At 54.2% G+C, this 22,307-nt stretch carries 18 protein-coding genes, 6 tRNA genes and 1 other RNA gene; 12 read left to right on the top strand and 13 right to left on the bottom strand.

Annotated features, from left to right (window positions below; all coding sequences use genetic code 11):
• Positions 1-171 precede the first annotated feature (171 nt).
• The 3 genes from eat to eutC are packed head-to-tail and all read left to right on the top strand — an operon-like array spanning position 172 to position 3,807.
• Positions 172-1,581, top strand: coding sequence for an ethanolamine permease (gene eat, locus ACQZQY_RS20320; RefSeq protein ID WP_056774116.1), 1,410 nt, complete (start codon positions 172-174; stop codon positions 1,579-1,581).
• A gap of 21 nt (positions 1,582-1,602) precedes the next feature.
• Positions 1,603-2,985, top strand: a complete 1,383-nt coding sequence (locus tag ACQZQY_RS20315; RefSeq protein ID WP_431296293.1) for an ethanolamine ammonia-lyase subunit EutB — start codon at positions 1,603-1,605, stop codon at positions 2,983-2,985.
• Positions 2,986-2,994: 9 nt separating this feature from the next.
• Positions 2,995-3,807, top strand: a complete 813-nt coding sequence (gene eutC / locus ACQZQY_RS20310; protein ID WP_431296292.1) for an ethanolamine ammonia-lyase subunit EutC — start codon at positions 2,995-2,997, stop codon at positions 3,805-3,807.
• Positions 3,808-3,864: 57 nt separating this feature from the next.
• Here the strand turns inward: eutC and ACQZQY_RS20305 are convergent.
• The 5 genes from ACQZQY_RS20305 to ACQZQY_RS20285 form a co-directional block, all read right to left on the bottom strand.
• Positions 3,865-3,990: non-coding RNA, RtT sRNA (locus tag ACQZQY_RS20305), on the bottom strand.
• A 45-nt stretch (positions 3,991-4,035) separates the two neighbouring features.
• Positions 4,036-4,111, bottom strand: a tRNA-Lys gene (locus tag ACQZQY_RS20300).
• A gap of 7 nt (positions 4,112-4,118) precedes the next feature.
• Positions 4,119-4,194 (bottom strand) — tRNA-Val (locus tag ACQZQY_RS20295).
• 43 nt (positions 4,195-4,237) lie between these two features.
• Positions 4,238-4,313 (bottom strand) — tRNA-Val (locus ACQZQY_RS20290).
• Positions 4,314-4,357: 44 nt separating this feature from the next.
• Positions 4,358-4,433: transfer RNA gene (locus ACQZQY_RS20285), tRNA-Val, on the bottom strand.
• A gap of 263 nt (positions 4,434-4,696) precedes the next feature.
• Here ACQZQY_RS20285 and gltX point away from each other — a divergent pair.
• Positions 4,697-6,115, top strand: coding sequence for a glutamate--tRNA ligase (gltX, locus tag ACQZQY_RS20280; RefSeq protein ID WP_056774124.1), 1,419 nt, complete (start codon positions 4,697-4,699; stop codon positions 6,113-6,115).
• Between the two features lie 88 nt (positions 6,116-6,203).
• On the opposite strand, the gene ACQZQY_RS20275 is transcribed toward gltX, so the two are convergent.
• Positions 6,204-6,995, bottom strand: coding sequence for a formate/nitrite transporter family protein (locus ACQZQY_RS20275; protein WP_056774127.1), 792 nt, complete (start codon positions 6,993-6,995; stop codon positions 6,204-6,206).
• 352 nt (positions 6,996-7,347) lie between these two features.
• On the opposite strand from ACQZQY_RS20275, the gene ACQZQY_RS20270 reads away from it, so the two are divergent.
• Positions 7,348-7,423: transfer RNA gene (locus tag ACQZQY_RS20270), tRNA-Ala, on the top strand.
• Between the two features lie 71 nt (positions 7,424-7,494).
• Positions 7,495-7,570: transfer RNA gene (locus ACQZQY_RS20265), tRNA-Ala, on the top strand.
• Positions 7,571-7,708: 138 nt separating this feature from the next.
• Here ACQZQY_RS20265 and ACQZQY_RS20260 read toward each other — a convergent pair.
• Positions 7,709-8,896: a NupC/NupG family nucleoside CNT transporter gene (locus tag ACQZQY_RS20260; RefSeq protein WP_056774132.1), complete on the bottom strand. Its 1,188-nt coding sequence runs from the start codon at positions 8,894-8,896 to the stop codon at positions 7,709-7,711.
• Between the two features lie 408 nt (positions 8,897-9,304).
• On the opposite strand from ACQZQY_RS20260, the gene ACQZQY_RS20255 reads away from it, so the two are divergent.
• Positions 9,305-10,534, top strand: a complete 1,230-nt coding sequence (locus ACQZQY_RS20255) for an Nramp family divalent metal transporter (protein ID WP_056774135.1) — start codon at positions 9,305-9,307, stop codon at positions 10,532-10,534.
• 70 nt (positions 10,535-10,604) lie between these two features.
• Here the strand turns inward: ACQZQY_RS20255 and ACQZQY_RS20250 are convergent, their stop codons facing one another.
• Together ACQZQY_RS20250 and mgrA are read right to left on the bottom strand one after the other, a co-directional pair.
• A complete protein-coding gene (locus ACQZQY_RS20250; RefSeq protein WP_072158081.1) occupies positions 10,605-11,030 on the bottom strand; it encodes a DUF2502 domain-containing protein in 426 nt (141 codons plus the stop codon).
• A gap of 158 nt (positions 11,031-11,188) precedes the next feature.
• Entirely contained in the window at positions 11,189-12,178 is a 990-nt protein-coding gene (gene mgrA / locus ACQZQY_RS20245; RefSeq protein ID WP_056774144.1) for an L-glyceraldehyde 3-phosphate reductase, read from the bottom strand.
• A gap of 322 nt (positions 12,179-12,500) precedes the next feature.
• Here mgrA and ACQZQY_RS20240 point away from each other — a divergent pair, with 322 nt between their 5' ends.
• Entirely contained in the window at positions 12,501-14,159 is a 1,659-nt protein-coding gene (locus tag ACQZQY_RS20240) for an alpha-keto acid decarboxylase family protein (protein WP_431296291.1), read from the top strand.
• Here the strand turns inward: ACQZQY_RS20240 and ACQZQY_RS20235 are convergent.
• Positions 14,148-15,035 carry a LysR family transcriptional regulator gene (locus ACQZQY_RS20235; RefSeq protein WP_122097472.1) on the bottom strand — a complete coding sequence of 296 codons (888 nt, stop codon included), beginning with the start codon at positions 15,033-15,035 and terminating at the stop codon, positions 14,148-14,150. The two genes, ACQZQY_RS20240 and ACQZQY_RS20235, sit on opposite strands and share 12 nt — an antisense overlap.
• Positions 15,036-15,180: 145 nt before the next feature.
• Between ACQZQY_RS20235 and ACQZQY_RS20230 the strand changes: the two genes are divergently transcribed.
• Positions 15,181-15,654 (top strand): multidrug/biocide efflux PACE transporter, encoded by a 474-nt coding sequence (locus ACQZQY_RS20230; RefSeq protein ID WP_056774153.1) that lies wholly within the window; start codon positions 15,181-15,183, stop codon positions 15,652-15,654.
• A 102-nt stretch (positions 15,655-15,756) separates the two neighbouring features.
• Positions 15,757-16,455 carry an aspartate/glutamate racemase family protein gene (locus ACQZQY_RS20225; protein ID WP_431296290.1) on the top strand — a complete coding sequence of 233 codons (699 nt, stop codon included), beginning with the start codon at positions 15,757-15,759 and terminating at the stop codon, positions 16,453-16,455.
• Here the strand turns inward: ACQZQY_RS20225 and ACQZQY_RS20220 are convergent.
• Positions 16,452-17,714, bottom strand: coding sequence for an ion channel protein (locus tag ACQZQY_RS20220; protein ID WP_056774160.1), 1,263 nt, complete (start codon positions 17,712-17,714; stop codon positions 16,452-16,454). The two genes, ACQZQY_RS20225 and ACQZQY_RS20220, sit on opposite strands and share 4 nt — an antisense overlap.
• Positions 17,715-18,033: 319 nt before the next feature.
• On the opposite strand from ACQZQY_RS20220, the gene glk reads away from it, so the two are divergent.
• Positions 18,034-18,999, top strand: a complete 966-nt coding sequence (gene glk, locus ACQZQY_RS20215; protein ID WP_056774369.1) for a glucokinase — start codon at positions 18,034-18,036, stop codon at positions 18,997-18,999.
• A gap of 29 nt (positions 19,000-19,028) precedes the next feature.
• Here glk and ACQZQY_RS20210 read toward each other — a convergent pair whose 3' ends face one another.
• Both ACQZQY_RS20210 and ACQZQY_RS20205 read right to left on the bottom strand, forming a co-directional pair.
• Positions 19,029-19,784: a LytR/AlgR family response regulator transcription factor gene (locus ACQZQY_RS20210; RefSeq protein WP_183847873.1), complete on the bottom strand. Its 756-nt coding sequence runs from the start codon at positions 19,782-19,784 to the stop codon at positions 19,029-19,031.
• 72 nt (positions 19,785-19,856) lie between these two features.
• On the bottom strand, positions 19,857-21,560 hold the full coding sequence (locus ACQZQY_RS20205) for a LytS/YhcK type 5TM receptor domain-containing protein (protein ID WP_431296289.1): 1,704 nt from the start codon (positions 21,558-21,560) through the stop codon (positions 19,857-19,859).
• A gap of 158 nt (positions 21,561-21,718) precedes the next feature.
• Here ACQZQY_RS20205 and ACQZQY_RS20200 point away from each other — a divergent pair, with 158 nt between their 5' ends.
• A complete protein-coding gene (locus tag ACQZQY_RS20200) occupies positions 21,719-22,252 on the top strand; it encodes a GNAT family N-acetyltransferase (RefSeq protein ID WP_431297220.1) in 534 nt (177 codons plus the stop codon).
• Positions 22,253-22,307 lie beyond the last annotated feature (55 nt).

Below are 22,307 nucleotides of genomic sequence, written 5' to 3'. Positions count from 1 at the left end.
CGCGCCAAAATGAAGCAAAACGGCGGGCTGAAAGGTGTCAGGCCGCTTCGGCGCGGGATGGCTTAAGTGGTACAGCCTTTGCAGGATCGTATGTGGGCAGAAAGACCGGGCAGCACTGCGGCATTTTCGCTTCCAACAAAAATTGAGTTATCACCGGGCAGGGGATCACACATGCAAACCACGAAAGTCACTCCCGTTTTAAAGCGGACGCTGGGCAGTTTTAAACTCTGGGGCATCGCCGTCGGATTGGTTATTTCCGGCGAGTATTTTGGCTGGAGTTACGGCTGGGCTCAGGCAGGAACTCTGGGTTTTCTCATCACCGCACTGGTGATTGCCGCGATGTATTGCGCCTTTATCTTTAGTTTTACCGAACTCACCACCTCCATTCCTCATGCCGGTGGGCCTTTTGCCTACGCTTACCGCGCCTTCGGCCCCACCGGGGGATTTGTCGCCGGATTCGCCACGCTGGTGGAGTTCGTCTTCGCGCCGCCCGCCATCGCGATGGCGATCGGTGCCTATCTCAACGTACAGTTTCCTGCCATCGAACCCAAATGGGTGGCGGTTGGCGCCTATATCGTTTTTATGGTGCTCAACATTCTTGGCGTGAGCATTGCCGCAACCTTCGAGTTACTGGTCACGCTGCTGGCGATTTTCGAATTGCTGGTGTTTATGGGCGTGGTGGCACCTGGCTTTGAAATGTCGAACTTTATGCACGGCGGCTGGGCGGGCAGCGATACGTTCAGCCCGGCGGCGTTCTCCGGTATTTTTGCAGCGATCCCTTTCGCGATCTGGTTTTTTCTTGCCATTGAAGGGGCATCAATGGCCGCTGAGGAAGCCAAAGATCCGCAGCGAACCATTCCGAAAGCCTTTATCGGCGGGATCCTGACGCTCACCGTGCTGGCGCTCGGCGTGATGCTGTTTGCGGGTGGCGTGGGCGACTGGACGAAGCTGTCCAATATCAATGACCCGTTACCGCAGGCGATGAAACTGATTGTCGGCAGCGACAGCGGCTGGCTGCACATGCTGGTGTGGCTGGGGCTGTTTGGGCTTATCGCGTCATTCCACGGCATCATTATGGGGTATTCCCGCCAGATTTTTGCGCTGGCGCGCGCGGGGTATTTACCGAAACGGCTGGCGACGGTGAACGCCCGTTTTCAGACTCCGCATCTGGGCATTATTGCCGGTGGCGTGGTGGGCATTGCGGCAATTTTCTCGGACTCTCTGATTGTGATTGGCGGTCAGCCGCTGACCGCAAATATCGTCACCATGTCAGTGTTTGGGGCGATTGTGATGTATATCATTTCCATGGCTGCCCTGTTCAAACTTCGCCGCAGCGAGCCGAACCTGATCCGTCCGTTTCGTGCGCCGCTCTATCCTTTCGCTCCCGCGCTGGCCCTGGTGCTGGCGGTGGTCTGTCTGGGGGCTATGATCTATTACAACACGCTGCTGTTTTTAATCTTCGCCGCCATGATGTTGCTGGCTTACGCCTGGTTCCTTCTCACCCATCAGGCACGCCGTGACGCAGCGGAAGACCCGCAGTTACGTGGATTGCGACCGGCATCGGCCAAAATCGGCAAATAACCCGGTTCGCTAAGGAGCGTTATGTTTCAGACCACATTGAGCCACCGCAGCTACCGGTTTAAAGATTTACGCGAGCTGATGGCAAAAGCATCCCCTGCACGATCGGGGGATTATCTTGCCGAAGTGGCGGCGGCCAGCGCGGAAGAGCGCATGGCCGCGAAGATGGCACTGGCGGAGGTGCCGCTGAAAACTTTCCTGCAACAACTGCTGGTGCCCTATGAACAGGACGAAGTCACGCGGCTGATTGTTGATACTCATGATGTCGCGGCGTTTGCCGCGATTTCACATCTCACCGTTGGCGATTTTCGTGACTGGCTGCTGAGTGAAAAAACCGACAGCACGGTGCTGGCGGCGGTCGCCTGGGGGATCACCCCGGAAATGGCGGCGGCGGTCAGTAAACTGATGCGTAATCAGGATCTGATTCTGGTCGCTAAAAAATGCCGCGTGATCACCCAGTTTCGCAATACCATCGGGCTGCCGGGACACATGAGCGTGCGCCTGCAACCGAACCATCCGACCGATAATTTACAGGGTATTGCCGCCAGTATGCTCGACGGCCTGCTGTACGGTTCCGGCGATGCGGTGATCGGCATCAATCCGGCCAGCGACAGTTTACCGCTGCTGGAAAATCTCAATTACATGCTCGACGACATCATCACGCGCTTTGAGATTCCCACGCAATCCTGCGTGCTGACACACGTCACCAACACCATCAAGCTGGTGGAACGTGGTGCGCCGGTCGATCTGGTGTTTCAGTCGATTGCGGGTACGCAAGCGGCTAACAGTGGCTTTGGTATCGATCTCGCTTTGCTGGAAGAAGCGCAGCAGGCGGCACTCAGCCTGAAACGCGGCACGCTTGGCGACAACGTGATGTATTTCGAAACCGGGCAGGGCAGCTGTTTGTCTGCCAATGCGCATTTCGGCATGGATCAGCAAACCTGCGAGGCACGGGCTTATGCCATCGCGCGGCGTTTTTCACCGCTGCTGATCAATACGGTGGTCGGCTTTATCGGGCCGGAGTATCTGTATGACGGCAAGCAAATCATTCGTGCCGGGCTGGAGGACCATTTTTGCGGAAAACTGCTGGGTGTGCCGCTGGGCTGCGATGTGTGTTACACCAACCACGCCGAAGCCGATCAGGACGATATGGACACGCTGCTGACGCTGCTGGGCACCGCCGGGCTGACATTCCTGATTGGCGTACCGGGCGCGGACGACATCATGCTCAATTATCAGAGCACCTCTTTCCACGATGCACTCTATATCCGCGAACTGCTGGGGCTGAAACATGCGCCGGAGTTTGCAGTCTGGCTGGAGAAAATGAACATCATCGATCCGCAGGGCATTTTGCAGGATGCCCGCGCGTCGCATCCGTTGCTGCGTCAGTTGCCGCAGTTAAGCTGAGGGAAGCCTGTGACACATAATGAGAAAGCACCGGGGGAAATCCAGCTGGTGCACAACAATCCGTGGGAAACGCTGCGTCAGTTTACCGCCGCACGTATTGCACTGGGGCGCACCGGTTCAAGCTTACCCACACAAGAACTGCTGCGTTTCGGTTTAGCTCACGCCCAGGCGCGTGACGCTGTGCATCAACCCTTTGACAGTGAATCGCTGGAAACCGAACTTCAGCAACTCGGGCTGAAAACGCTCACCGTCGCCAGCGCCGCACCGGACAGAGCCACCTATCTGTGCCGCCCCGATCTGGGGCGCAAACTTTCGGAAGAAAGCCGTCAGTCGCTGCAAAGCCTCAATGTGAATCCGTCAGATGTTGTTCTGATTGTGGCAGACGGTTTGTCTTCGAAGGCGGTGCACCGTCAGGCCGTTCCGCTTATTCGTGCATTGCTGCCTTATTTAAACACGCTGGAACTGGCATTAGGGCCGGTGGTGCTGGCGCATCAGTCACGCGTGGCGCTGGGCGATGATATTGCGCAGGTGATGAATGCGAAGGCGGTGGCGATTCTGATTGGTGAACGCCCCGGCTTATCTTCGCCGGACAGTCTGGGGATTTACATGACCTGGGGGCCGCACACCAAAAGGCTGGAATCAGAAAGAAATTGTATTTCGAACGTGCGTCCCGAGGGGCTGAACTATCCGCAGGCGGCTTTTAAGCTGGCGTGGCTGCTCGAACAATCATTCCAGCGAAAATTGTCGGGGGTAAATCTGAAGGATGAGAGCGATAACCCGGCGCTGCACAACAAAGTCGTGCCGATGTTTAAGCTGGAGTAGGGGATAAATTCAAAAACAGAAACGAAAAAAACGCTTAAAAGGCGCTTTTCTCTGAATTGGTGGGCCGTGCTGGATTGATTCGGCCTCCGGCCTCACCCTGCGGGCAACGCTGTCGCGTTGTCGTCTCGCTGCGCTCGGCTCGAACCAGCGGCTGGTTCGCCTCCATCACGGTTTAAGTGCCGGAGTACAGAAACGAAAAAAGCGCCTAAAAGGCGCTTTTCTCTGAATTGGTGGGCCGTGCTGGATTCGAACCAGCGACCAATTGATTAAAAGTCAACTGCTCTACCAACTGAGCTAACGGCCCGCAGAAGTGGTGGGCGATGACGGGTTCGAACCGCCGACCCCCTCCGTGTAAAGGAGATGCTCTACCAACTGAGCTAATCGCCCACTTCTGGGTACTCCACAACGTAAGTCAGAAACTGCTGAGAAATGGTGGGCGATGACGGGTTCGAACCGCCGACCCCCTCCGTGTAAAGGAGATGCTCTACCAACTGAGCTAATCGCCCATTTCTCATTCCTGCTTACTATCACAACGCGTCCACTCTAAGAGTGGTGGGCGATGACGGGTTCGAACCGCCGACCCCCTCCGTGTAAAGGAGATGCTCTACCAACTGAGCTAATCGCCCCCGTCGTGATGGAGTCGCATTATAGGGATACTTGAAATTACGTCAACGCTTTTTAAAAACAAAAATGATCGTTCGGCTTATTTTTAGACAACATGACGTCTTTCTCGCCCGCGTAGTCGATTCTTTACGCATTCATGGTCTTAAACCGGTGACCTTACCCTGTATCAGCGTTGAGGAATCAGGGCAGAGTGGTAGAATGTCAGCCACTTTTTGTTAATTAAGAGCAGCGTTTCTTGGCGTTGCGTGATTAAGGTTGCACCCGGATGAAAATCAAAACCCGTTTTGCCCCAAGCCCGACCGGCTATCTGCACGTCGGCGGCGCCCGTACCGCACTGTATTCCTGGCTCTTTGCCCGCAACCTTGGCGGTGAGTTTGTGCTGCGCATCGAAGACACCGATCTCGAGCGTTCCACTCAGGAAGCTATCGACGCGATTATGGATGGCATGAACTGGCTGAATCTGGACTGGGATGAAGGCCCGTATTTCCAGACCAAACGTTTTGACCGCTATAACGGCGTGATCGACGAAATGCTGGAAAACGGTACTGCGTATAAATGCTATTGCTCTAAAGAGCGTCTGGAAGCGCTGCGTGAACACCAGATGGCGAATAACGAAAAGCCACGTTATGACGGCCGCTGCCGTGACAGCCATGAACATCACGCCGCTGATGAGCCGTGTGTGGTGCGTTTTCGTAACCCTCAGGAAGGTTCCGTCATCTTTGATGACCAGATCCGTGGCCCGATCGAATTCAGCAATGATGAGCTCGATGATCTGATCATTCGCCGTACCGATGGTTCTCCAACTTATAACTTCTGCGTCGTGGTCGATGACTGGGATATGGAAATCACCCACGTTATCCGTGGCGAAGACCATATCAATAACACCCCGCGTCAGATCAACATCCTGAAAGCGCTGGGCGCGCCTGTACCGGTTTATGCCCACGTTTCTATGATTCTGGGTGACGACGGTAAAAAACTGTCCAAACGCCACGGTGCGGTCGGTGTGATGCAGTATCGTGACGATGGTTATCTGCCTGAAGCGCTGCTGAACTATCTGGTGCGTCTGGGCTGGTCCCATGGCGATCAGGAAATCTTCAGCCGCGACGAAATGAAAGCGCTGTTCTCACTGGAAAACGTCAGCAAATCTGCCAGCGCGTTTAACACTGAAAAACTGCAATGGCTAAACCATCATTACATCAACGCGATGGATCCGCAGTACGTGGCGACCCATCTGCTGTGGCACGTAGAGCAGGCTGGCATCGAAACCCGTAACGGACCGCAGCTGTTTGAGATCGTGACCCTGCTGGGTGAGCGCTGCAAGACGCTGAAAGAGATGGCGGAATCTTGCCGTTACTTCTACGAAGATTTTGCAGAGTTTGATGCCGATGCAGCGAAGAAACACCTGCGTCCGGTGGCACGTCAGCCGCTGGAAGTGGTGCGTGCGAAACTGGCTGCCATCACTGACTGGACGGCTGAAAACATTCACCATGCCATTCAGGGCACGGCAGATGAGCTGGAAGTCGGAATGGGTAAAGTCGGTATGCCGCTGCGTGTCGCCGTGACAGGCGCAGGCCAGTCACCGGGTGTTGACGTGACCGTCCACGCTATCGGCCAGAGCCGCGTGCTGGCACGTATCGACATGGCGTTAGCCTTTATTGCTGAGCGCGAAACACAAGCTCAGTAATCACAGCCGCTCGTCATAAAAAAAGCCAGCGCGGGAAACCGGCTGGCTTTTTTCTTTTTATAAATCCGGCGCGTAAAACACGCCTGAATTAACGTTGTTCGGTCGCCGGTGTCGCTACCGTTGGGCGATAAGCCAGGAAGTACATCAGACCGACAAAGCCTGCACCGCCTACGGCGTTACCGAGGAATACGGCAACGAAGTTCGGGAAGTACTGGGACCAGCTCAGTGCGCCGGCAAAGATTGCCGCAGGCACGATGAACATGTTCGCCACCACGTGCTGGAACCCGATTGCCACGAATGCCATGACCGGGAACCACATGCCGATCACTTTGCCGCCGACGTCTTTACTGGCGAATGCCAGCCAGATCGCCAGACACACCAGCCAGTTGCAGCCAATCCCTGAAATGAAGGCATGCATAAAGTCAGCGTTCACTTTTGCGGTGGCAGTGGCGACGGTTTTGCTGAGGAATGCGCCTTCCGTCAGCCCTAACACGTGGCCGAAGAAGTACGCGACCGCCAGGCTACCTAACAGGTTGGCCAGCGTGACCCAGAACCAGTTACGCAATACGGCAAACAGACTGATCTGACGTGCGAACCAGGCAATAGGTAAGGTCATCATGTTACCGGTCAGCAGTTCTCCCCCTGCTAACACAGTCAGAATGATGCCTACCGGGAATACAGCGGCGCCCAGTAAGTTGCTGAAAGAGCCCCAGGATGCAGGTAACGTCCCTATTACATGCAGATCCAGCAGGAAGCCGGTGGCGATGAATGCGCCCGCCAGGAAACCCAAAATTAACAAATTCAACACGGAGGAATGACTTTTCGTCACGCCTGCCGAGACAGCGATGGATGCGATTTCTTTAGGTGAATACAAGGACATGAGATTGCTCGTCGTAATGGATTATGATTATTGCGCGAGCAGTCTATTCTGAGAGTTATCTCAAAACAAGACGATTTTAATAGTCTGCTAACATTTCATTAATCATTCAAACCTGCTTGTTAATAAAATGTGTTGGCCGATCATAAAGCTAGTGAAAATGCGGGCTGGAGGGGCGATCGTAAAACAACGCATCCTGCTAAAAATTTGTTTAAGGGCAGGGCGGATTTCCCTGCGAAATGGGGTATTTGGCGGCTTTTTCAGCGCTTGATTGCAGAAACCGATTTAGCCGTTGACAGGGTAGACACGGTTTCATATGATGCGCCCCGTTCACCGGTTTTTACTGGTTTGAATTGGGGGTATAGCTCAGCTGGGAGAGCGCTTGCATGGCATGCAAGAGGTCAGCGGTTCGATCCCGCTTATCTCCACCAACTTCCTTTCCAGAGTAAGTTGGCTGTTTCCCTCCAGAGGAAACAAAAAGTAAATGTGTACGACCTCGTGTGGGGGTATAGCTCAGCTGGGAGAGCGCTTGCATGGCATGCAAGAGGTCAGCGGTTCGATCCCGCTTATCTCCACCAAATATTAAAGAAACCCGCTTCGGCGGGTTTTTTGCTTTCTGCGCGTTGTCATTTCTCCTTCCTGTTTTGCAGCACCAAATTGCAGCCATAAAAAAACCCGCCGAAGCGGGTTTCTTTGTCGTTCAGTCGTTTGCTTACTTACGCCAGTACCAGACCCGCGATAGAAGCAGACAACACGCTGACCAGCGTTGAGCCGTACAGCAATTTCAGGCCGAAGCGTGAAACCACGTTGCCCTGATGTTCGTTCAGGCCTTTGATAGCCCCTGCCACGATACCGATCGAGGAGAAGTTAGCGAAGGACACCAGGAACACGGACAGGATACCGACGCTGCGTGGTGACAATTCAGCCGCCACTTTCTGCAGATCCAGCATCGCCACGAACTCGTTGGAAACCAGTTTGGTTGCCATCATGCTGCCCACCTGCAAGGCTTCATGGCTTGGAACGCCCATCATCCATGCAAACGGATAGAAGACATAACCCAGCACGCCCTGGAAGGTGATACCGAATACCACGTCGAACAGCGCATTCAGGCAGGAAATCAGTGCGATGAAACCAATCAACATGGCTGCAACGATGATCGCCACTTTGAAGCCGGCGAGGATATATTCACCCAGCATTTCAAAGAAGCTCTGACCCTGGTGCGTGTTACCGATCTGCAGGTCTTCTTCCGAATCAACTCTGTAAGGGTTGATAAGAGACAGTACGATAAAGGTACTGAACATGTTGAGCACCAGCGCAGCCACGACGAAACGCGGTTCCAGCATGGTCATATACGCACCCACAATCGACATAGAAACAGTCGACATTGCCGTAGCGGCCATGGTGTACATACGTTTTTCAGACATCTTGCCCAGAATATCTTTATACGCGATAAAGTTTTCTGACTGACCCAAAATCAGGGAACTGATGGCGTTGAAAGATTCCAGTTTTCCCATGCCATTAATTTTCGACAGTACCGTACCGATGATACGGATGACGAAAGGCAGTACGCGAATGTGTTGCAAAATACCGATCAGTGCGGAAATAAACACGATCGGACACAAGACTTTCAAGAAGAAGAACGCTAATCCCTTATCGCTCATGCCCCCAAATACGAAGCCGGTTCCTTCCGCAGCGAATCCTAATAATTTCTCAAACATATCTGAGAAGCCTTTCACAAAACCTAAACCAATAGATGAGTTCAGGAAGAAATAGGCTAAAAGGACTTCGATCACTAACAGCTGAACGATGAAACGTAAACGGATGCTTTTACGATCACGGCTCACCAGTAAAGCGAGTACTGCGACAACGGCCAACGCTAATACAAAGTGCAAAATGTTAGACATGGGTGCTCCAAATTAGAGGCAGGCTATATTTCGACGGACATTCTATGTAACGCGTACATTTAAAACGTGAAGTCGCTTGCAAATATAGAAATTGCAGACATGAATTGCAACAAATCCCATTCCACCACACAAAAAATCAAGATGTTAAGAAAATAGGCACAATTTGCTTTCTTGTGCTAGCTTTATCATGTGCCGTAATGCGTTCTAAATCTGGTCAAACAGCCTCTGTTTTAGGAAAGCGCGCGCGCCCGGATTGAGAAAGCCGGGCGGGCGAATAACCACACAGTTATCACGTCGTCGCTTACTGCCTATCAGAATCATCGCTCAAATATTTCTAAATGCACTTGATAATCATTATCATTTAGACGATATTTGTGTAAGCGTAATAATTGTAGGGGTTAATCCATTATGTTTAACAGCCGGACCGAATCTTCAGGCCGCGCATCCAGAAAGATGAAATTTTCGCTGATGGGACCGGCCTTTATAGCCGCCATCGGTTACATCGATCCGGGTAACTTTGCGACAAACATCCAGGCCGGGGCTTCTTACGGTTACCAGCTGCTGTGGGTCGTGGTCTGGGCTAACGTCATGGCGATGTTGATCCAGCTTCTTTCTGCCAAACTGGGTATCGCCACCGGCAAAAACCTGGCTGAACATATCCGCGATCGTTTTCCCCGTCCGGCTGTCTGGGCTTACTGGGTGCAGGCTGAAATTATCGCCATGGCGACCGATCTGGCGGAATTCATTGGCGCGGCGATCGGTTTCAAATTACTGCTCGGCGTGTCGCTGTTGCAGGGCGCGGTGCTTACCGGCATTGCCACCTTTATTATCCTCGGTCTGCAAAAGCGTGGACAAAAACCGCTTGAGCTGGTGATTGCCGGTTTGCTGCTGTTTGTGGCTGCGGCGTATATCGTCGAACTCTTCTTCTCGCAGCCCAGCATGCTGGCGCTCGGCAAAGGGATGCTGATCCCTTCTCTGCCCACCAGTGATTCTGTTTATCTGGCTGCCGGTGTGCTTGGCGCAACCATCATGCCGCACGTCATCTATTTACACTCCTCACTGACCCAGCGGGCCGGTAAGGCCTCGAAAGAACAGCGTTACTCTGCCACTAAGCTGGATGTCGGGATCGCCATGACCATCGCCGGTTTTGTGAATCTGGCGATGATGGCGACCGCCGCTGCCGCGTTCCACTTCAGCGGTCACAGCGGTATCAGCGAGCTGGATCAGGCTTATCTGACACTGCAACCGTTACTCGGCCATGCCGCCGCCACCACTTTTGGCCTGAGTCTGGTGGCTGCCGGTTTGTCTTCAACGGTAGTGGGTACCCTGGCGGGACAGGTGGTGATGCAGGGCTTCGTGAAGTTCTACATTCCGATCTGGGTGCGTCGCGTTGTCACCATGATGCCTTCCTTTATTGTGATCCTGATGGGGCTGGATGCGACGCGCATTCTGGTGATGAGCCAGGTCTTGCTGAGTTTCGGGATTGCGCTGGCGCTGTTGCCGCTGCTGGCGTTTACCGGTAACCGCCATCTGATGGGTGAGATGACCAACACCAAAACCGTGCAGTGGGCAGGGCGGGTGATCGTCCTGATTGTTGTCAGCCTGAATCTCTATCTGCTGTTCGGCATGCTGAAATAATCACTGCATCGCCGCAAAAAAAACGGGACAGCGCAAACTGTCCCGTTTTTTTATCTGTGATCTTTGCGGATTAATGACGGTGATCGCCATGACCCCGGTGGTCACCGTGTCCGCGGTCCGGGCCGCGACCTCTGTCGTGACCATGACCCCGATCCGGCCCGCGGCCAGGATGATCATAGTGCGGACGCCCGTAATAGCGCGGCGGAGGCGGACGATGATGAGAGCGGTTATCCCACCAGCCGCGATCGCGCCAGCGGCCGCCATCCCAGTAATAGCCGCGATGGCTGCGTTCACCGTAGTAACGCCCGCGGTGATTGTTCCACCAGCCCGCATCACGCCAGTCATACCCATCCCAGTAATAACCACGACGGTCGCGGTCACCGATATTGATTGAAAGCCCGGGCGTGCTCAGGCTAAAGCTGCTGGCCTGCACAGCGGGCGCTGCGGCAGGCAGCAATGCGAACAATAATGTACCGAACAGTAAAGGCTTAATCATGATGCCCTCAGATTCCTTATAATTTATGCTGACAGTTATAAGGTGAAGGCAGCCGCTATTCTATGGGGGCAATCCTGTTTTGATTGATTTACCCACCCTTAACGGAATCCTTACTCAGCCTCCATAAAGGGATGTTTTTTCACCGTCAGGGTAAACGCTTACACTAAAATTGCTTCGATGGCAGCCAGCTCTTCCTGAGTGAAGTGACGGTTTGCCACCATACCCACCGCATCGTCAATCTGGCTGGTTTTACTGGCGCCAATCAGCACTGAAGTCACGCGGTCGCCGCGCAACACCCACGCCAGCGCCATCTGCGACAGTTTTTGTCCACGGGCCTGCGCGATGTCATTCAGCTTACGGACTTTCGCCAGCTTTTCTTCGGTCAGCTGATCGGTGGTGAGGAATTTACTGCCGCTGGCGGCGCGGGAATCCTCAGGAATACCTGCCAGATAGCGGTCAGTCAGCACGCCACCGGCGAGCGGTGAGAAGGCGATGGAGCCGACGCCGTTATCTGCCAGCGTATCGAGCAAATCGGCTTCAACCCAGCGCTCGAACATGGAATATTTCGGCTGATGGATCAGGCACGGCGTTCCCAGCTGTTTGAGAATGTCGAATGCCGCTTTGGCGCGGTCAGCCGGATAGTTCGATAACCCGACATACAACGCCTTACCCTGGCGCACGATCAAATCCAGCGCGGCCATGGTTTCTTCCAGCGGCGTATCAGGATCCGGGCGGTGATGATAGAAGACATCGACGTAGTCCAGCCCCATGCGTTTCAGGCTCTGGTTCAGGCTGGCGACCAGATATTTTTTCGAACCCCAGTCTCCGTACGGGCCGTCCCACATGGTGTAACCGGCTTTGGAGGAGATAATCAGTTCGTCGCGATAAGGCAGCAAATCTTCCTGCAAAATACGGCCAAAATGCTGTTCTGCCGAGCCCGGTGGTGGCCCGTAGTTGTTGGCGAGGTCGAAGTGGGTGATTCCGTGGTCAAAAGCATGACGGATAAGATTGCGGCCATTCTCAAAATGCGCGTTATCGCCGAAGTTATGCCACAGGCCGAGAGAAACGGCAGGCAGTTTCAGGCCGCTTTGGCCGCAGCGACGATATTCCATCTTTTCGTAACGGTTTGAACTAGCAAGATACGGCATAGGAACCTTTATTGTTTGAGGTAGGTGTCGTGTAAGGAATCAGATAAAAACCCTTTTAGTGTATGCGCTTTCACTAACAATTCCAGCTACCACGATCACAACCAGAACAATCCTTACGGCGCGTTACCGTTGAAAAACAGGGCTATTCCCTCCCGCTATTACTTTTACTGTTCAGGGGCTGCCCGTGCGAGTTCGCAGTGCAGCACTGTAACTCTGCGTTGCCACGTCTTTTTTCGAATAAAAAATATCCTATTCCCCGGTTTGGCGTAATACTTACGCTAGTGGGATTAACTGTTTACTTTCTATTTAACAGAGGATCGTCATGGATAATATCTATACCGTAGGGGACTATCTCTTAGACCGCTTATCATTTAGCGGGATCTCGGAGCTGTTTGGCGTGCCGGGCGATTACAACCTGAAATTCCTCGACAGCGTCATCAGCCATCAGCAAATTACCTGGATCGGTTGTACCAACGAACTCAATGCCGCCTATGGTGCCGATGGGTACGCGCGCACCAAAGGTATCGCCGCGTTGCTGACCACCTTTGGCGTCGGTGAACTCAGTGCGCTGAACGGTATTGCGGGCAGTTATGCCGAATATGTGCCGGTTATCCATATCGTCGGCGCTCCGCCCCTCTCAGCACAGCGCAAAGGCGAATTACTCCATCACACCCTGGGCGATGGCGATTTCAGCCATTTCATGCGCATGTCGCAGCCGGTGAGTGTGGCGCAGGCGTCACTGACGCCGGAAAATGCGCTGGCCGAAATTGACCGCGTCATTGAAGACGTCATTTATTCCTCGCGCCCCGGCTACCTCTTACTGCCGAGTGACGTGGCCGCCTTGCCCGTCAGTACCCGAGCCCATGCGATTCCTGCGCGGCAACCGGCCTTTTCCGCTTCGTCTCTCGAGGCCTTTGTGGCGGCGGCGGATGCCAAACTGCGCAGCGCCGGACGCGTTTCCCTGCTGGCCGATTTTCTGGCGGATCGCTTTGGCGTGAAGGCCGCGCTCGAGCAATGGATGGAGGAAGTGCCGCTGGCGCACTCAACGCTGCTGATGGGCAAAGGATTGTTCAACGAGCAGCAGCCGAATTTTGCCGGGACGTATTCCGGTGCCGCCAGCGCCGCCTCGACCAAAGAGGCCATTGAGGGCGCTGACGTGGTGATTAGCATCGGTGTGAAGTTTACCGACACCATCACCGCCGGTTTTACCCAGCAACTTCCTGCCGAAAAATGTATCGATCTCCAGCCATTTTCCGCCCGCGTCGGCAATCAGATATTCCACCAGCTTCCGCTGGAAAAAACCGTCAGCGTGTTGCATCGCCTGACGGCGGAACGGGCCGATCAATGGCCGCCTTACGCGGTTAAACGCACCACACTCCCGCAGCCTGCGGATGACAGCCTGGATCAATATGCCTTCTGGCAACAAATTCAGGCCTTTCTGCAACCCGGCGACGTGCTGGTGGCGGAACAGGGCACCGCCTGTTTTGGCGCGGCGGCGCTGAACTTGCCGCAGGATTGCCAGTTCGTGGTCCAGCCTTTGTGGGGCTCAATCGGCTTTACGTTGCCCGCCGCATTTGGCGTGCAGATCGCCGCACCTGATCGCCGCGTGGTCTTGCTGATCGGCGACGGTTCTGCACAGCTGACCCTTCAGGGCCTGGGCGCGGCGATCCGCTATGGTTTGCCGCCGGTGATTTTCGTCATTAATAATCAGGGCTACACCGTGGAAAGGGCGATCCACGGTGAGACTCAGCGCTATAACGATATTGCGCAATGGAACTGGACGCAGTTCCCGGCGGCGTTTGGCGGCAAAGAAGTGTTCAGCGCGCGCGCGGATTCGCCGCAGGCGTTGAAAGAGGCGATAGAACAGGCCAGCGCCAAACGGCGGATGGCCTGGATTGAAGTGATTTTGCCTAAAATGGATATTCCCGCGTTACTGGATTCTGTCACCCGATCTCTGGCGAAACGCAATTCAGGGGAGTAATTCAGCGTCCGGCGGCGGCGGGTCAATCAGCTGGTCGATGAACCAGCTTCCCGCCGGGCCGGGCTGATTATTTTTACTCCACACCGCATCCACCGAAATTCTCTTCGGCCAGCCCCGCAGCGGCAGGCTGACCAGCTTGTCATGCCCGAACTGCTTCACCAGCCAGTGGGGAAGTGTGGCCCAGCCAAACCCTTGCTCTGCCATTTCCAGCAACATCAGATAGCTCGGCGCAGACCAGATCTGCCCCTGCGCCCGTGGCATTTCCCGGCGGCTGTAAGGTTGCAGACACAGCTGGCGGAAGGTGTGTAACTGTTCGGGTTGCAGAGAGGAAATACTCGCCAGCGGGTGTGCTTTACTGCAAAAAATCGACATATCCGTTTGCTCCGGAAGACGCGCTACACCAATATCCGGCGGATAGTGATCCTGCACTTCCACCATGCCGATATGCGCGCGGCCGGACTGCAACAGATCGATCACGTCCTGATCTTCCGCTATCTGACACTCAAATTCGATATCAGGATAGCGGCGCTCAAACCGGCGCAGCAGCGCTTCGTGGTGTGTCGGCTGGTAGGTATCGGAAAGCACAAACGTCAGGCGCGTTTCCACCTGAGTGGATAACCGGACGGCCAGTTCATCGAGACGCTCACTGGCCGCCAGAATGGCCTGAACATGGCTCAGCACGCGCTGCCCGGCAGGCGTCAGCACCGGATGTCGGCTCTGGCGATCAAACAGCGTGACGCCCAAATCCACTTCCAGATTGGCAATCGCGGTGCTGACAGTGGACTGACTTTTACGCAGTTTACGGGCCGCAGCGGAAAAAGATCCCGCGTCGGCGGCCTCCACAAAGGCCATCAGGGCTTCGGGTGAATAACGCATAATCAGGCTCCGTGAGTCTCTTTGAACGGCAATCTATCGATTTTATCAATACTTTCTATCTTTTACCTATCTCATTTTATAATGATAATGCCTGCCTGGTGACAACCGTCACCCCTTTTTAATTTCAGGAATCAGGCAGGTTTTTATGTCTAAGCAAACACGGAACATCTCTCAGAAAACGTTCGGCGAGCGCATTTTTCATGCGGTTGGCTTTGAAACGCTGGCGGTGCTGATTTCAGCCCCTGCGGCGGCGTGGCTACTCAACAAACCGGTCTGGGAAATGGGCGCACTGGCTATTATGCTGTCTACCACGGCGATGGTATGGAACATCGTTTATAACAGCATTTTCGACCGGTTCTGGCCTGTATCCCGTGTGGTGCGGACATTTAAAATCCGCGTGGCGCATGCGCTGGGCTTTGAAGGTGGATTTATCATGATTGGTCTGCCGATTGCCGCGCTGTGGCTGGGTATCGGACTGCTGGATGCCTTCATGCTGGAAGTCGGGTTCTTCCTGTTCTTCCTGCCGTATACCGTCGCCTACAACTGGATCTACGACACCCTGCGTCAGCGCTGGATGAACCGCCGTCTGGCGGCAGAGCGTTGCGCGGCTAAACACTGATTCAACCTCGCTGAATGCCCGAAAAAGCCCGCAGACATTTTCTTTGTCTGCGGGCTTTTTGTCAGTTATGGTTTTGCTCAATACTTAATCTCAGGGGCGAAAATGAAGACGTTAGGGCTGATTGGTGGCATGAGCTGGGAATCCACGGTGCCGTACTACCGCATGATCAACGAACACGTAAAACAGCAGCTCGGCGGATTACATTCGGCCAAACTGTTCCTTTACAGCGTCGATTTCTATGAGATCGAAAAACTGCAAATGGCCGGCGACTGGCAGCAGGCGGGTGAAATCCTCGGCAATGCCGCCCGTTCTCTGGCGCGCGCAGGGGCGGAAGTGATTGTGGTCTGTACCAATACCATGCACAAAGTGGCCGGTGATATCGAACGCATCGGCGGTTTGCCGCTTCTGCATATCGCAGACGCCACGGCAGAAAAAATTAAAGGGCAGGGGCTGCGTAAAATCGGGCTGCTCGGCACACGTTTCACCATGGAGCAGGATTTCTATCGCGGGCGTTTGCAGGAAAAACATCAGATTGACGTGGTGACGCCGGATGACGCTGACCGCGCGATCGTTCATCGCATCATTTATGAAGAGCTGTGTCTGGGCATCATCAAGGAAGATTCCCGCGAGGAATATCGCCGGATTATTGGCAAATTAGAACAGCAGGGCGTTGAAGGTATTATTTTGGGCTGCACGGAAATCACCCTGCTGGTGGGCGCGGAAGACGCGCGCGTCGCGGTCTTCGACACCACCGCCATTCATGCGCTGGCGGCGGCGGAGTTTGCGTTAACGCAGGATTAATCTTTTTCCGGATCCTGACGCCCCAGCCGCTGTTTAGCCACCTGCATCAGCGGTTTTCCTGCCAGCATCAGCCAGGCTGGCAGCATCACAATGCACAGCAGCGGCAGCAATTTCAGCCCCGGCACCACGGCGGCGGCCATAAACAAACTGAGCCAGCCGTCGCGCGTGACCACCAGAACCATTCCCATCACGGCGCAGGATACGGTCACCGCCGCCGGTACGTCAGGCGCATACTGGTGCAGCATCAGCCCCAGCGAAACGCCGACGAACACCGCCGGGAAGATCCGCCCGCCGCGAAAACCGCAGGCCGCCGCCACCACGAGCGCCGCAAGTTTGGTCAGGGTGATCGCCAGCAGCGGCCCCATCTCAAAAAGCTGGTTCGAGTGGGCAAGCTCTTTCATTTCATCCAGCCCTTTGAACAGCGTGATTTCCCCGCCGATAAGCGCCAGCAATCCCAGAACAAACCCGCCAACCCCCAGCCGGATAATCGGATCATGAATGCTGTAAAACATCCGGTGCAGATGCGGGAAAAGCCACACGGCAATCATCCCCAGCGCAATGGCAATCAGCACCACCACTGAACCACTAAAAATATCAATCAGGCGGGAGCTGTCATACGACGGAATGCTGAGTGAAAAATCAGGCTGGAAGAACTGATCGGTCGTCAGCGCGCCCGCACCGGCGGCGAGCAAAGGTGCGAACAGGCGATCCCACAAAGGCACATCTTTATTGGTGCCGAGGGTTTGCGAAAAAATCAGCGCCGCCGCCACCGGCGTGCCGAACAGCGCGCCGATAGTGCCAGCGGCGGCCAGAATGACCCAGTCGGTGGTCGGCACTTTCGGCAACAGACGCGAACCCAGCGCGACGACCAGCGCGATATTGATTACCGTGATCGGATGTTCCGGCCCGAGGCTGACGCCACCCGCCAGCCCGACCATCAGCGCCAGTGCCAGTCCCGGCAGCGCATTGACCGCCACCGGGGCGCCAATCAGCGATTCTGTCGCCGGATCCGGCCCGGCGTGGCCTGGCATATACTTGATCAACGCTCCGACACCAATCCCGGTCAGCGTCAGCATGAACAGTGTCCAGGTGGCTGACTGGGTATTGACGTGCAGAACGTCGGGAATGTACTGCCACAGCAGGTTTTGCAGCGCACCTGACATCATCATGACCAAAACCAGGATCAGGCTGGACATGACACCAATAACGATTGCGGGCAGGGCAAAAGCCAGCATGATTCTGGCGCGAGGATGAAACATGCAATGATTTCCTTATTATATAATTTTGATTGCCCTGATAGCTTAGATGAATATCAGCAAGGTCAGTTTGCGGGTGGCCGACATTATTTTGTGTGACATGCCGCATAAATGTGCGTTGGTACAAAACTGCATTGCAGCGTATAGCAATTACCGCTATTTTGCCCACACGAATCTGTCAGCTCTGCCCCATTGCAGGCATTCGCCAGTCGCTTTTATTGATGACCACCACTGACATCAGGGTGTCTGGCAGCGTACTCATGAGCACAGCATTTCTGGCGTGGATGCGCAGTATAACGAATTTACTTTTGCGGAGAATAACATGACTAAATACTCCCTGGTGGGCGATGTCGGGGGCACCAACTGTCGTCTGGCGCTGTGCGCCTTAGACAGCGGCGAGATTTCACAGTCTCAGACTTTTTCCGGGCTGGATTACGACAGCCTCGAAGCCGCGGTACGTGAGTATCTCGCGCAGCAGCATCAGGAGGTTGAAGATGCCTGTATTGCGATCGCCTGCCCGATCACCGGCGACTGGGTGGCGATGACCAACCACACCTGGGCGTTCTCCATTGCCGAAATGAAACAAAGTCTCGGCCTGCAGCATCTGGAAGTGATCAACGATTTCACCGCCGTTTCTATGGCGATCCCGATGCTCAAAGAGGCTGATCTGTTGCAGTTCGGCGGTAAGAAAGCGCTGGATGGCAAACCGGCGGTGATTTACGGTGCGGGCACCGGCCTCGGTGTGGCTCATCTGATCCATGCCAACAAACAGTGGCTGAGCCTGCCGGGCGAAGGCGGGCATGTGGATTTCGCACCTAACAGCGAAGAAGAAGACATCATTCTTGAGCAGCTGCGTACTGAAATGGGTCACGTGTCTGCCGAACGCATTCTCTCGGGGCCGGGGCTGGTCAATCTGTACCGCGCGATCGTGAAATCTGATAACCGCGTGCCGGAGAGCTTCAAACCGAAAGACGTCACCGAGCTGGCGTTATCGGATGAAAACGTAGACTGCCGCCGCGCGCTGTCGCTGTTTTGCGTGATCATGGGGCGGTTCGGCGGGAATCTGGCGCTGAACATGGGCACATTTGGCGGGGTCTATATTGCCGGTGGCATCGTTCCGCGCTTCCTGGAATTCTTCAAAGCGTCAGGTTTTCGTGCCGCGTTTGAAGATAAAGGCCGCTTTAAAGATTACCTGATGGATATCCCGGTATTCCTGATCACACACGATCAGCCAGGATTGCTTGGCGCAGGCGCGTATTTGCGTCAGTCGATGGGTATGACGATCTAAAAACAGCTCCCCCTGCGAAGGGGGAGTCATCAAAACCGCATTAACTGTCTGAATTCTTTCACCTTGCTCCGGCTTACCGGCACTTCAAAATCCAAATCACTCAACCGCAAAATATAGGTGTTGTTAAACCACGGCACGATCTCGCGGATCTTTGACAGGTTCACGCAATACGAACGATGGCAGCGGAAAAAATGCTCTTCCGGCAGGCGGTTGCAGAGTTCGGTGATGTTCATCGGCATGGTGAACTCTTCTTTGCGGGTATACACCTGCGTCACCTTTTCCTGCGCGGCGGCGTAGTAAATATCATTGATGTCGGTCACGATAATCCGCTCATCTTTGATCAGATTAATGCTGTGGCTGATGCGGTTAGCGCTGCCCTGCGCCGGATGTACATCTTCAGGCTTACTGCCGCTTTGCTTATCCCTCGCAAAGTGCGACTCCAGCTTTTGCAGCATGGTGACAATGCGTGACTCATGATACGGCTTGAGAATGTAATCAAAAGCCTCGATTTCAAAGGCTTCGGCAGCGTGTTCTTTATAGGCCGTAATGAACACGATGTAAGGCTTATGCGCGAACTTACTGATGTTTTGCGCCAGTAACACGCCGTCCAGCGAAGGGATGCTGATATCCAGAAAAATAGCATCCACTTCATGGGTTTGCAGATATTTAAGCACGTCCAGCCCGTCATCAAATGTGGCTTCAATTTTGATGCTGCTGTGCGTATTAATGAGATAACTCAGCTCTTCCTGAGCCAGAACTTCATCTTCGACGATAATAGCTTTCACGGAATTATCCCCCGGTGCGAGCGCCCGAAAAGCGGGCGACAGAAATAAAGCAGAGAAATTCCCTCAACATGGTCAGGCTATAGTGCTCTCGGGGGCTGCCGTGATTTTTGCCGGGGATTGTGTGATCAAAAATGAAATATCCGTGCCGGGTTCAAGGCGGCGGATCACCAGCCCCTGACCATACAGTAAAGAGACGCGATGATGCACATTCAGCAGGCCGATTTTATTGCCGGGCATTTCATTGCGTGCCACACGATCGATGGTTTCCTGATTAATGCCGTGGCCGGTATCTTTCACCGAAACCCACACGCCGTTGGAATGGTGCTTCACTGAAATCACCACCACGCCTTTACCGCTGCACTTTTGGATCCCATGCACGATGGCATTTTCCACCAGCGGCTGAATGAGCAGGCTGGGAATTTTTACCGAAATGTCATCATCAATATCGTAGATCACCGTCAGTTTACTGCCAAAGCGGGCCTGTTCGATGGCGATATAATCCTGCACCTGATGCAACTCTTTGCGCAGATCGATCAGCTCGTCGTTCAGCTCCAGGTTGTAGCGCAAATAACGGGAGAGATTGATCACCAGCTGGCGCGCCACGTCAGGGCGGGCGCGGATCGAAGAAGAAATAGCATTGAGGGCATTAAATAGAAAGTGCGGGTTTATCTTGCTTTGCAATGCCCGCATTTCCGCTTTGTTGGCCATTTCGCGCAGCTGCTCGGTGCGCGACACTTCCATCTGGGTAGACATGATTTGCGACAGGCCAATCGCCATCACTTTCAGCGAATAGGTGATGCGGTGCGGATCGCAATAATAGATTTTCAGCGAGCCGGTGACTTCGCCCTTTTCCCACAGCGGGATAATTATCAGCGAGTGAATTTGCGGCGTGCGGTGCATTTCGTCGTTGTTTTTCACCGTAATTTCACCGCTTTCCAGCGTGGCTTTGGTCATCTCACTGAGCGTTTCATGGCCAATATTGTATTCTTCTGCCCCCACGCCGACGTAGGCCAGAATGTTTTTGTTATCGGTGATGGCGACCGCATCGGCATCGATATCATCACGGATGATGCTGCAAATACTGGCCAGGGATTCTGCATTAATATTTCGAAAATAGGGGAGCGTTTTATTGGCAATATCCAGTGCCAGCCGCGCCTGCCGGGCGGCAATCACTTCTTTTTCATCTTCGACGCTTTGCACCAGCAAGACAATCAGGCCGATAGAACTGGCCCCGAGGATCAGCGGTGCGGCGATATTCATCACGATATCCAGCCCGAGCGAAAAAGGCCGCGCCATCAGCAGGATCAACACCATCGTCAGGGTTTCGCACAGCATCCCCGCCAGAATGCCGACTTTCCAGTGCAGCGCTTTTTTGACTTTTTTATTGATGTAGCCCGAGAGAAAACCGGCGGTAATACTGGTGATCAGACAGGGAAGGGACGTCGGGCCGTGGATGTCGATCAAAAAGCGGTGAGTGCCGGAGATCACGCCAGTGATAATGCCGACCCACGGGCCGAACAGGATCCCGCCGGACATAATGGCAATGGTTCGCACGTTGATGAGCGACCCTTCCACGTTGATCCCCGAAAGCGTACCGAAAATGGCAAACAACGAGAAAATCGCCGTCACGGCGGTCAGTTCCAGTGCCGTGTGGTTTTCATTTTCTTTGTGCAGCAGTTTGCGGAACAGCGGGGTACGCGTGAGGAAGAACAGGCAGATCAGCATCAGTGCCGCGCGGTCAAAGACCGCCAGCAGCATATCGAACATGAGTTGCATGGCAGGTTCTCTGCGCGACATTGTATAATCACGCTAAATTAAATCGTGGTTTATTATATGTAAAACACCCGTAATTGACCACCAGACAGACGGCGTTCAGGCCTGTCTTGGCACAATAAAAACAGGGATAATTTGCTGACAGCAAAGGAGTTCGGATGATGATTTCGCTTTCGACCGCAAGGCTTCACATGCAACCGCTCCAGGCCGATGACTGGGCTTTTTTCCTGCGGTTGTATCAGGGTCCTGACGTCATGCGTTTTATTGGCAACCTTGATACCCCCGCTCAGATCCACAGTCGCTTTGAACAACGGCTCGGTAACTGGGATCGTTACAGCGATTTCTGGTTGTGTCTGCTGATCCGCGAAAAACAGACCGGTGCAGCGGTGGGGCTGACCGGATTCTTCCCTGACTGGCGGCCTTATCAGCAGGCGGAAGTCGGATTTATTCTGGCACCTGAGCATCAGGGCAAAGGCTACGCGGTGGAATCCCTGCGTGAGGTGCTGAATTTTGCTTTCGACCACTGTGATTTTCACCGGCTGCAAGCCAATGTGCTCGAAGGCAACGACGCCTCACGCCGCGTACTGGAGAAATGTGGTTTTCAGATGGAAGGTCTGTTGCGCGACAGTTATCGCATTGGCGATGAATGGAAGAACGACTGGCTGCTGGGATTGCTGAAGCACGATCCACGCTGAGAACCGGGCAACGCTAAAAAAGAGTGTTCACACTCTCGACAGTTTTTTGAGTCTG

This window comes from Rahnella sp. PAMC25559, assembly GCF_050632365.1.
Taxonomy (GTDB): domain Bacteria; phylum Pseudomonadota; class Gammaproteobacteria; order Enterobacterales; family Enterobacteriaceae; genus Rahnella; species Rahnella rivi.
This window is presented reverse-complemented; position numbering and strand designations above follow the sequence as displayed.

What these genes read in the sequence shown, in the direction of transcription:
- mgrA (WP_056774144.1), bottom strand. Translation starts at nt 12,178, where the DNA reads ATGCCGTATCTTGCTAGTTCAAACCGTTACGAAAAGATGGAATATCGT.
- ACQZQY_RS20220 (WP_056774160.1), bottom strand. Translation starts at nt 17,714, where the DNA reads ATGTTTCATCCTCGCGCCAGAATCATGCTGGCTTTTGCCCTGCCCGCA.
- ACQZQY_RS20255 (WP_056774135.1), top strand. Translation starts at nt 9,305, where the DNA reads ATGTTTAACAGCCGGACCGAATCTTCAGGCCGCGCATCCAGAAAGATG.
- eat (WP_056774116.1), top strand. Translation starts at nt 172, where the DNA reads ATGCAAACCACGAAAGTCACTCCCGTTTTAAAGCGGACGCTGGGCAGT.
- ACQZQY_RS20260 (WP_056774132.1), bottom strand. Translation starts at nt 8,896, where the DNA reads ATGTCTAACATTTTGCACTTTGTATTAGCGTTGGCCGTTGTCGCAGTA.
- ACQZQY_RS20205 (WP_431296289.1), bottom strand. Translation starts at nt 21,560, where the DNA reads ATGCAACTCATGTTCGATATGCTGCTGGCGGTCTTTGACCGCGCGGCA.
- ACQZQY_RS20315 (WP_431296293.1), top strand. Translation starts at nt 1,603, where the DNA reads ATGTTTCAGACCACATTGAGCCACCGCAGCTACCGGTTTAAAGATTTA.
- gltX (WP_056774124.1), top strand. Translation starts at nt 4,697, where the DNA reads ATGAAAATCAAAACCCGTTTTGCCCCAAGCCCGACCGGCTATCTGCAC.
- ACQZQY_RS20240 (WP_431296291.1), top strand. Translation starts at nt 12,501, where the DNA reads ATGGATAATATCTATACCGTAGGGGACTATCTCTTAGACCGCTTATCA.
- ACQZQY_RS20250 (WP_072158081.1), bottom strand. Translation starts at nt 11,030, where the DNA reads ATGATTAAGCCTTTACTGTTCGGTACATTATTGTTCGCATTGCTGCCT.
- glk (WP_056774369.1), top strand. Translation starts at nt 18,034, where the DNA reads ATGACTAAATACTCCCTGGTGGGCGATGTCGGGGGCACCAACTGTCGT.
- ACQZQY_RS20200 (WP_431297220.1), top strand. Translation starts at nt 21,719, where the DNA reads ATGATTTCGCTTTCGACCGCAAGGCTTCACATGCAACCGCTCCAGGCC.
- ACQZQY_RS20275 (WP_056774127.1), bottom strand. Translation starts at nt 6,995, where the DNA reads ATGTCCTTGTATTCACCTAAAGAAATCGCATCCATCGCTGTCTCGGCA.
- ACQZQY_RS20230 (WP_056774153.1), top strand. Translation starts at nt 15,181, where the DNA reads ATGTCTAAGCAAACACGGAACATCTCTCAGAAAACGTTCGGCGAGCGC.
- ACQZQY_RS20235 (WP_122097472.1), bottom strand. Translation starts at nt 15,035, where the DNA reads ATGCGTTATTCACCCGAAGCCCTGATGGCCTTTGTGGAGGCCGCCGAC.
- ACQZQY_RS20225 (WP_431296290.1), top strand. Translation starts at nt 15,757, where the DNA reads ATGAAGACGTTAGGGCTGATTGGTGGCATGAGCTGGGAATCCACGGTG.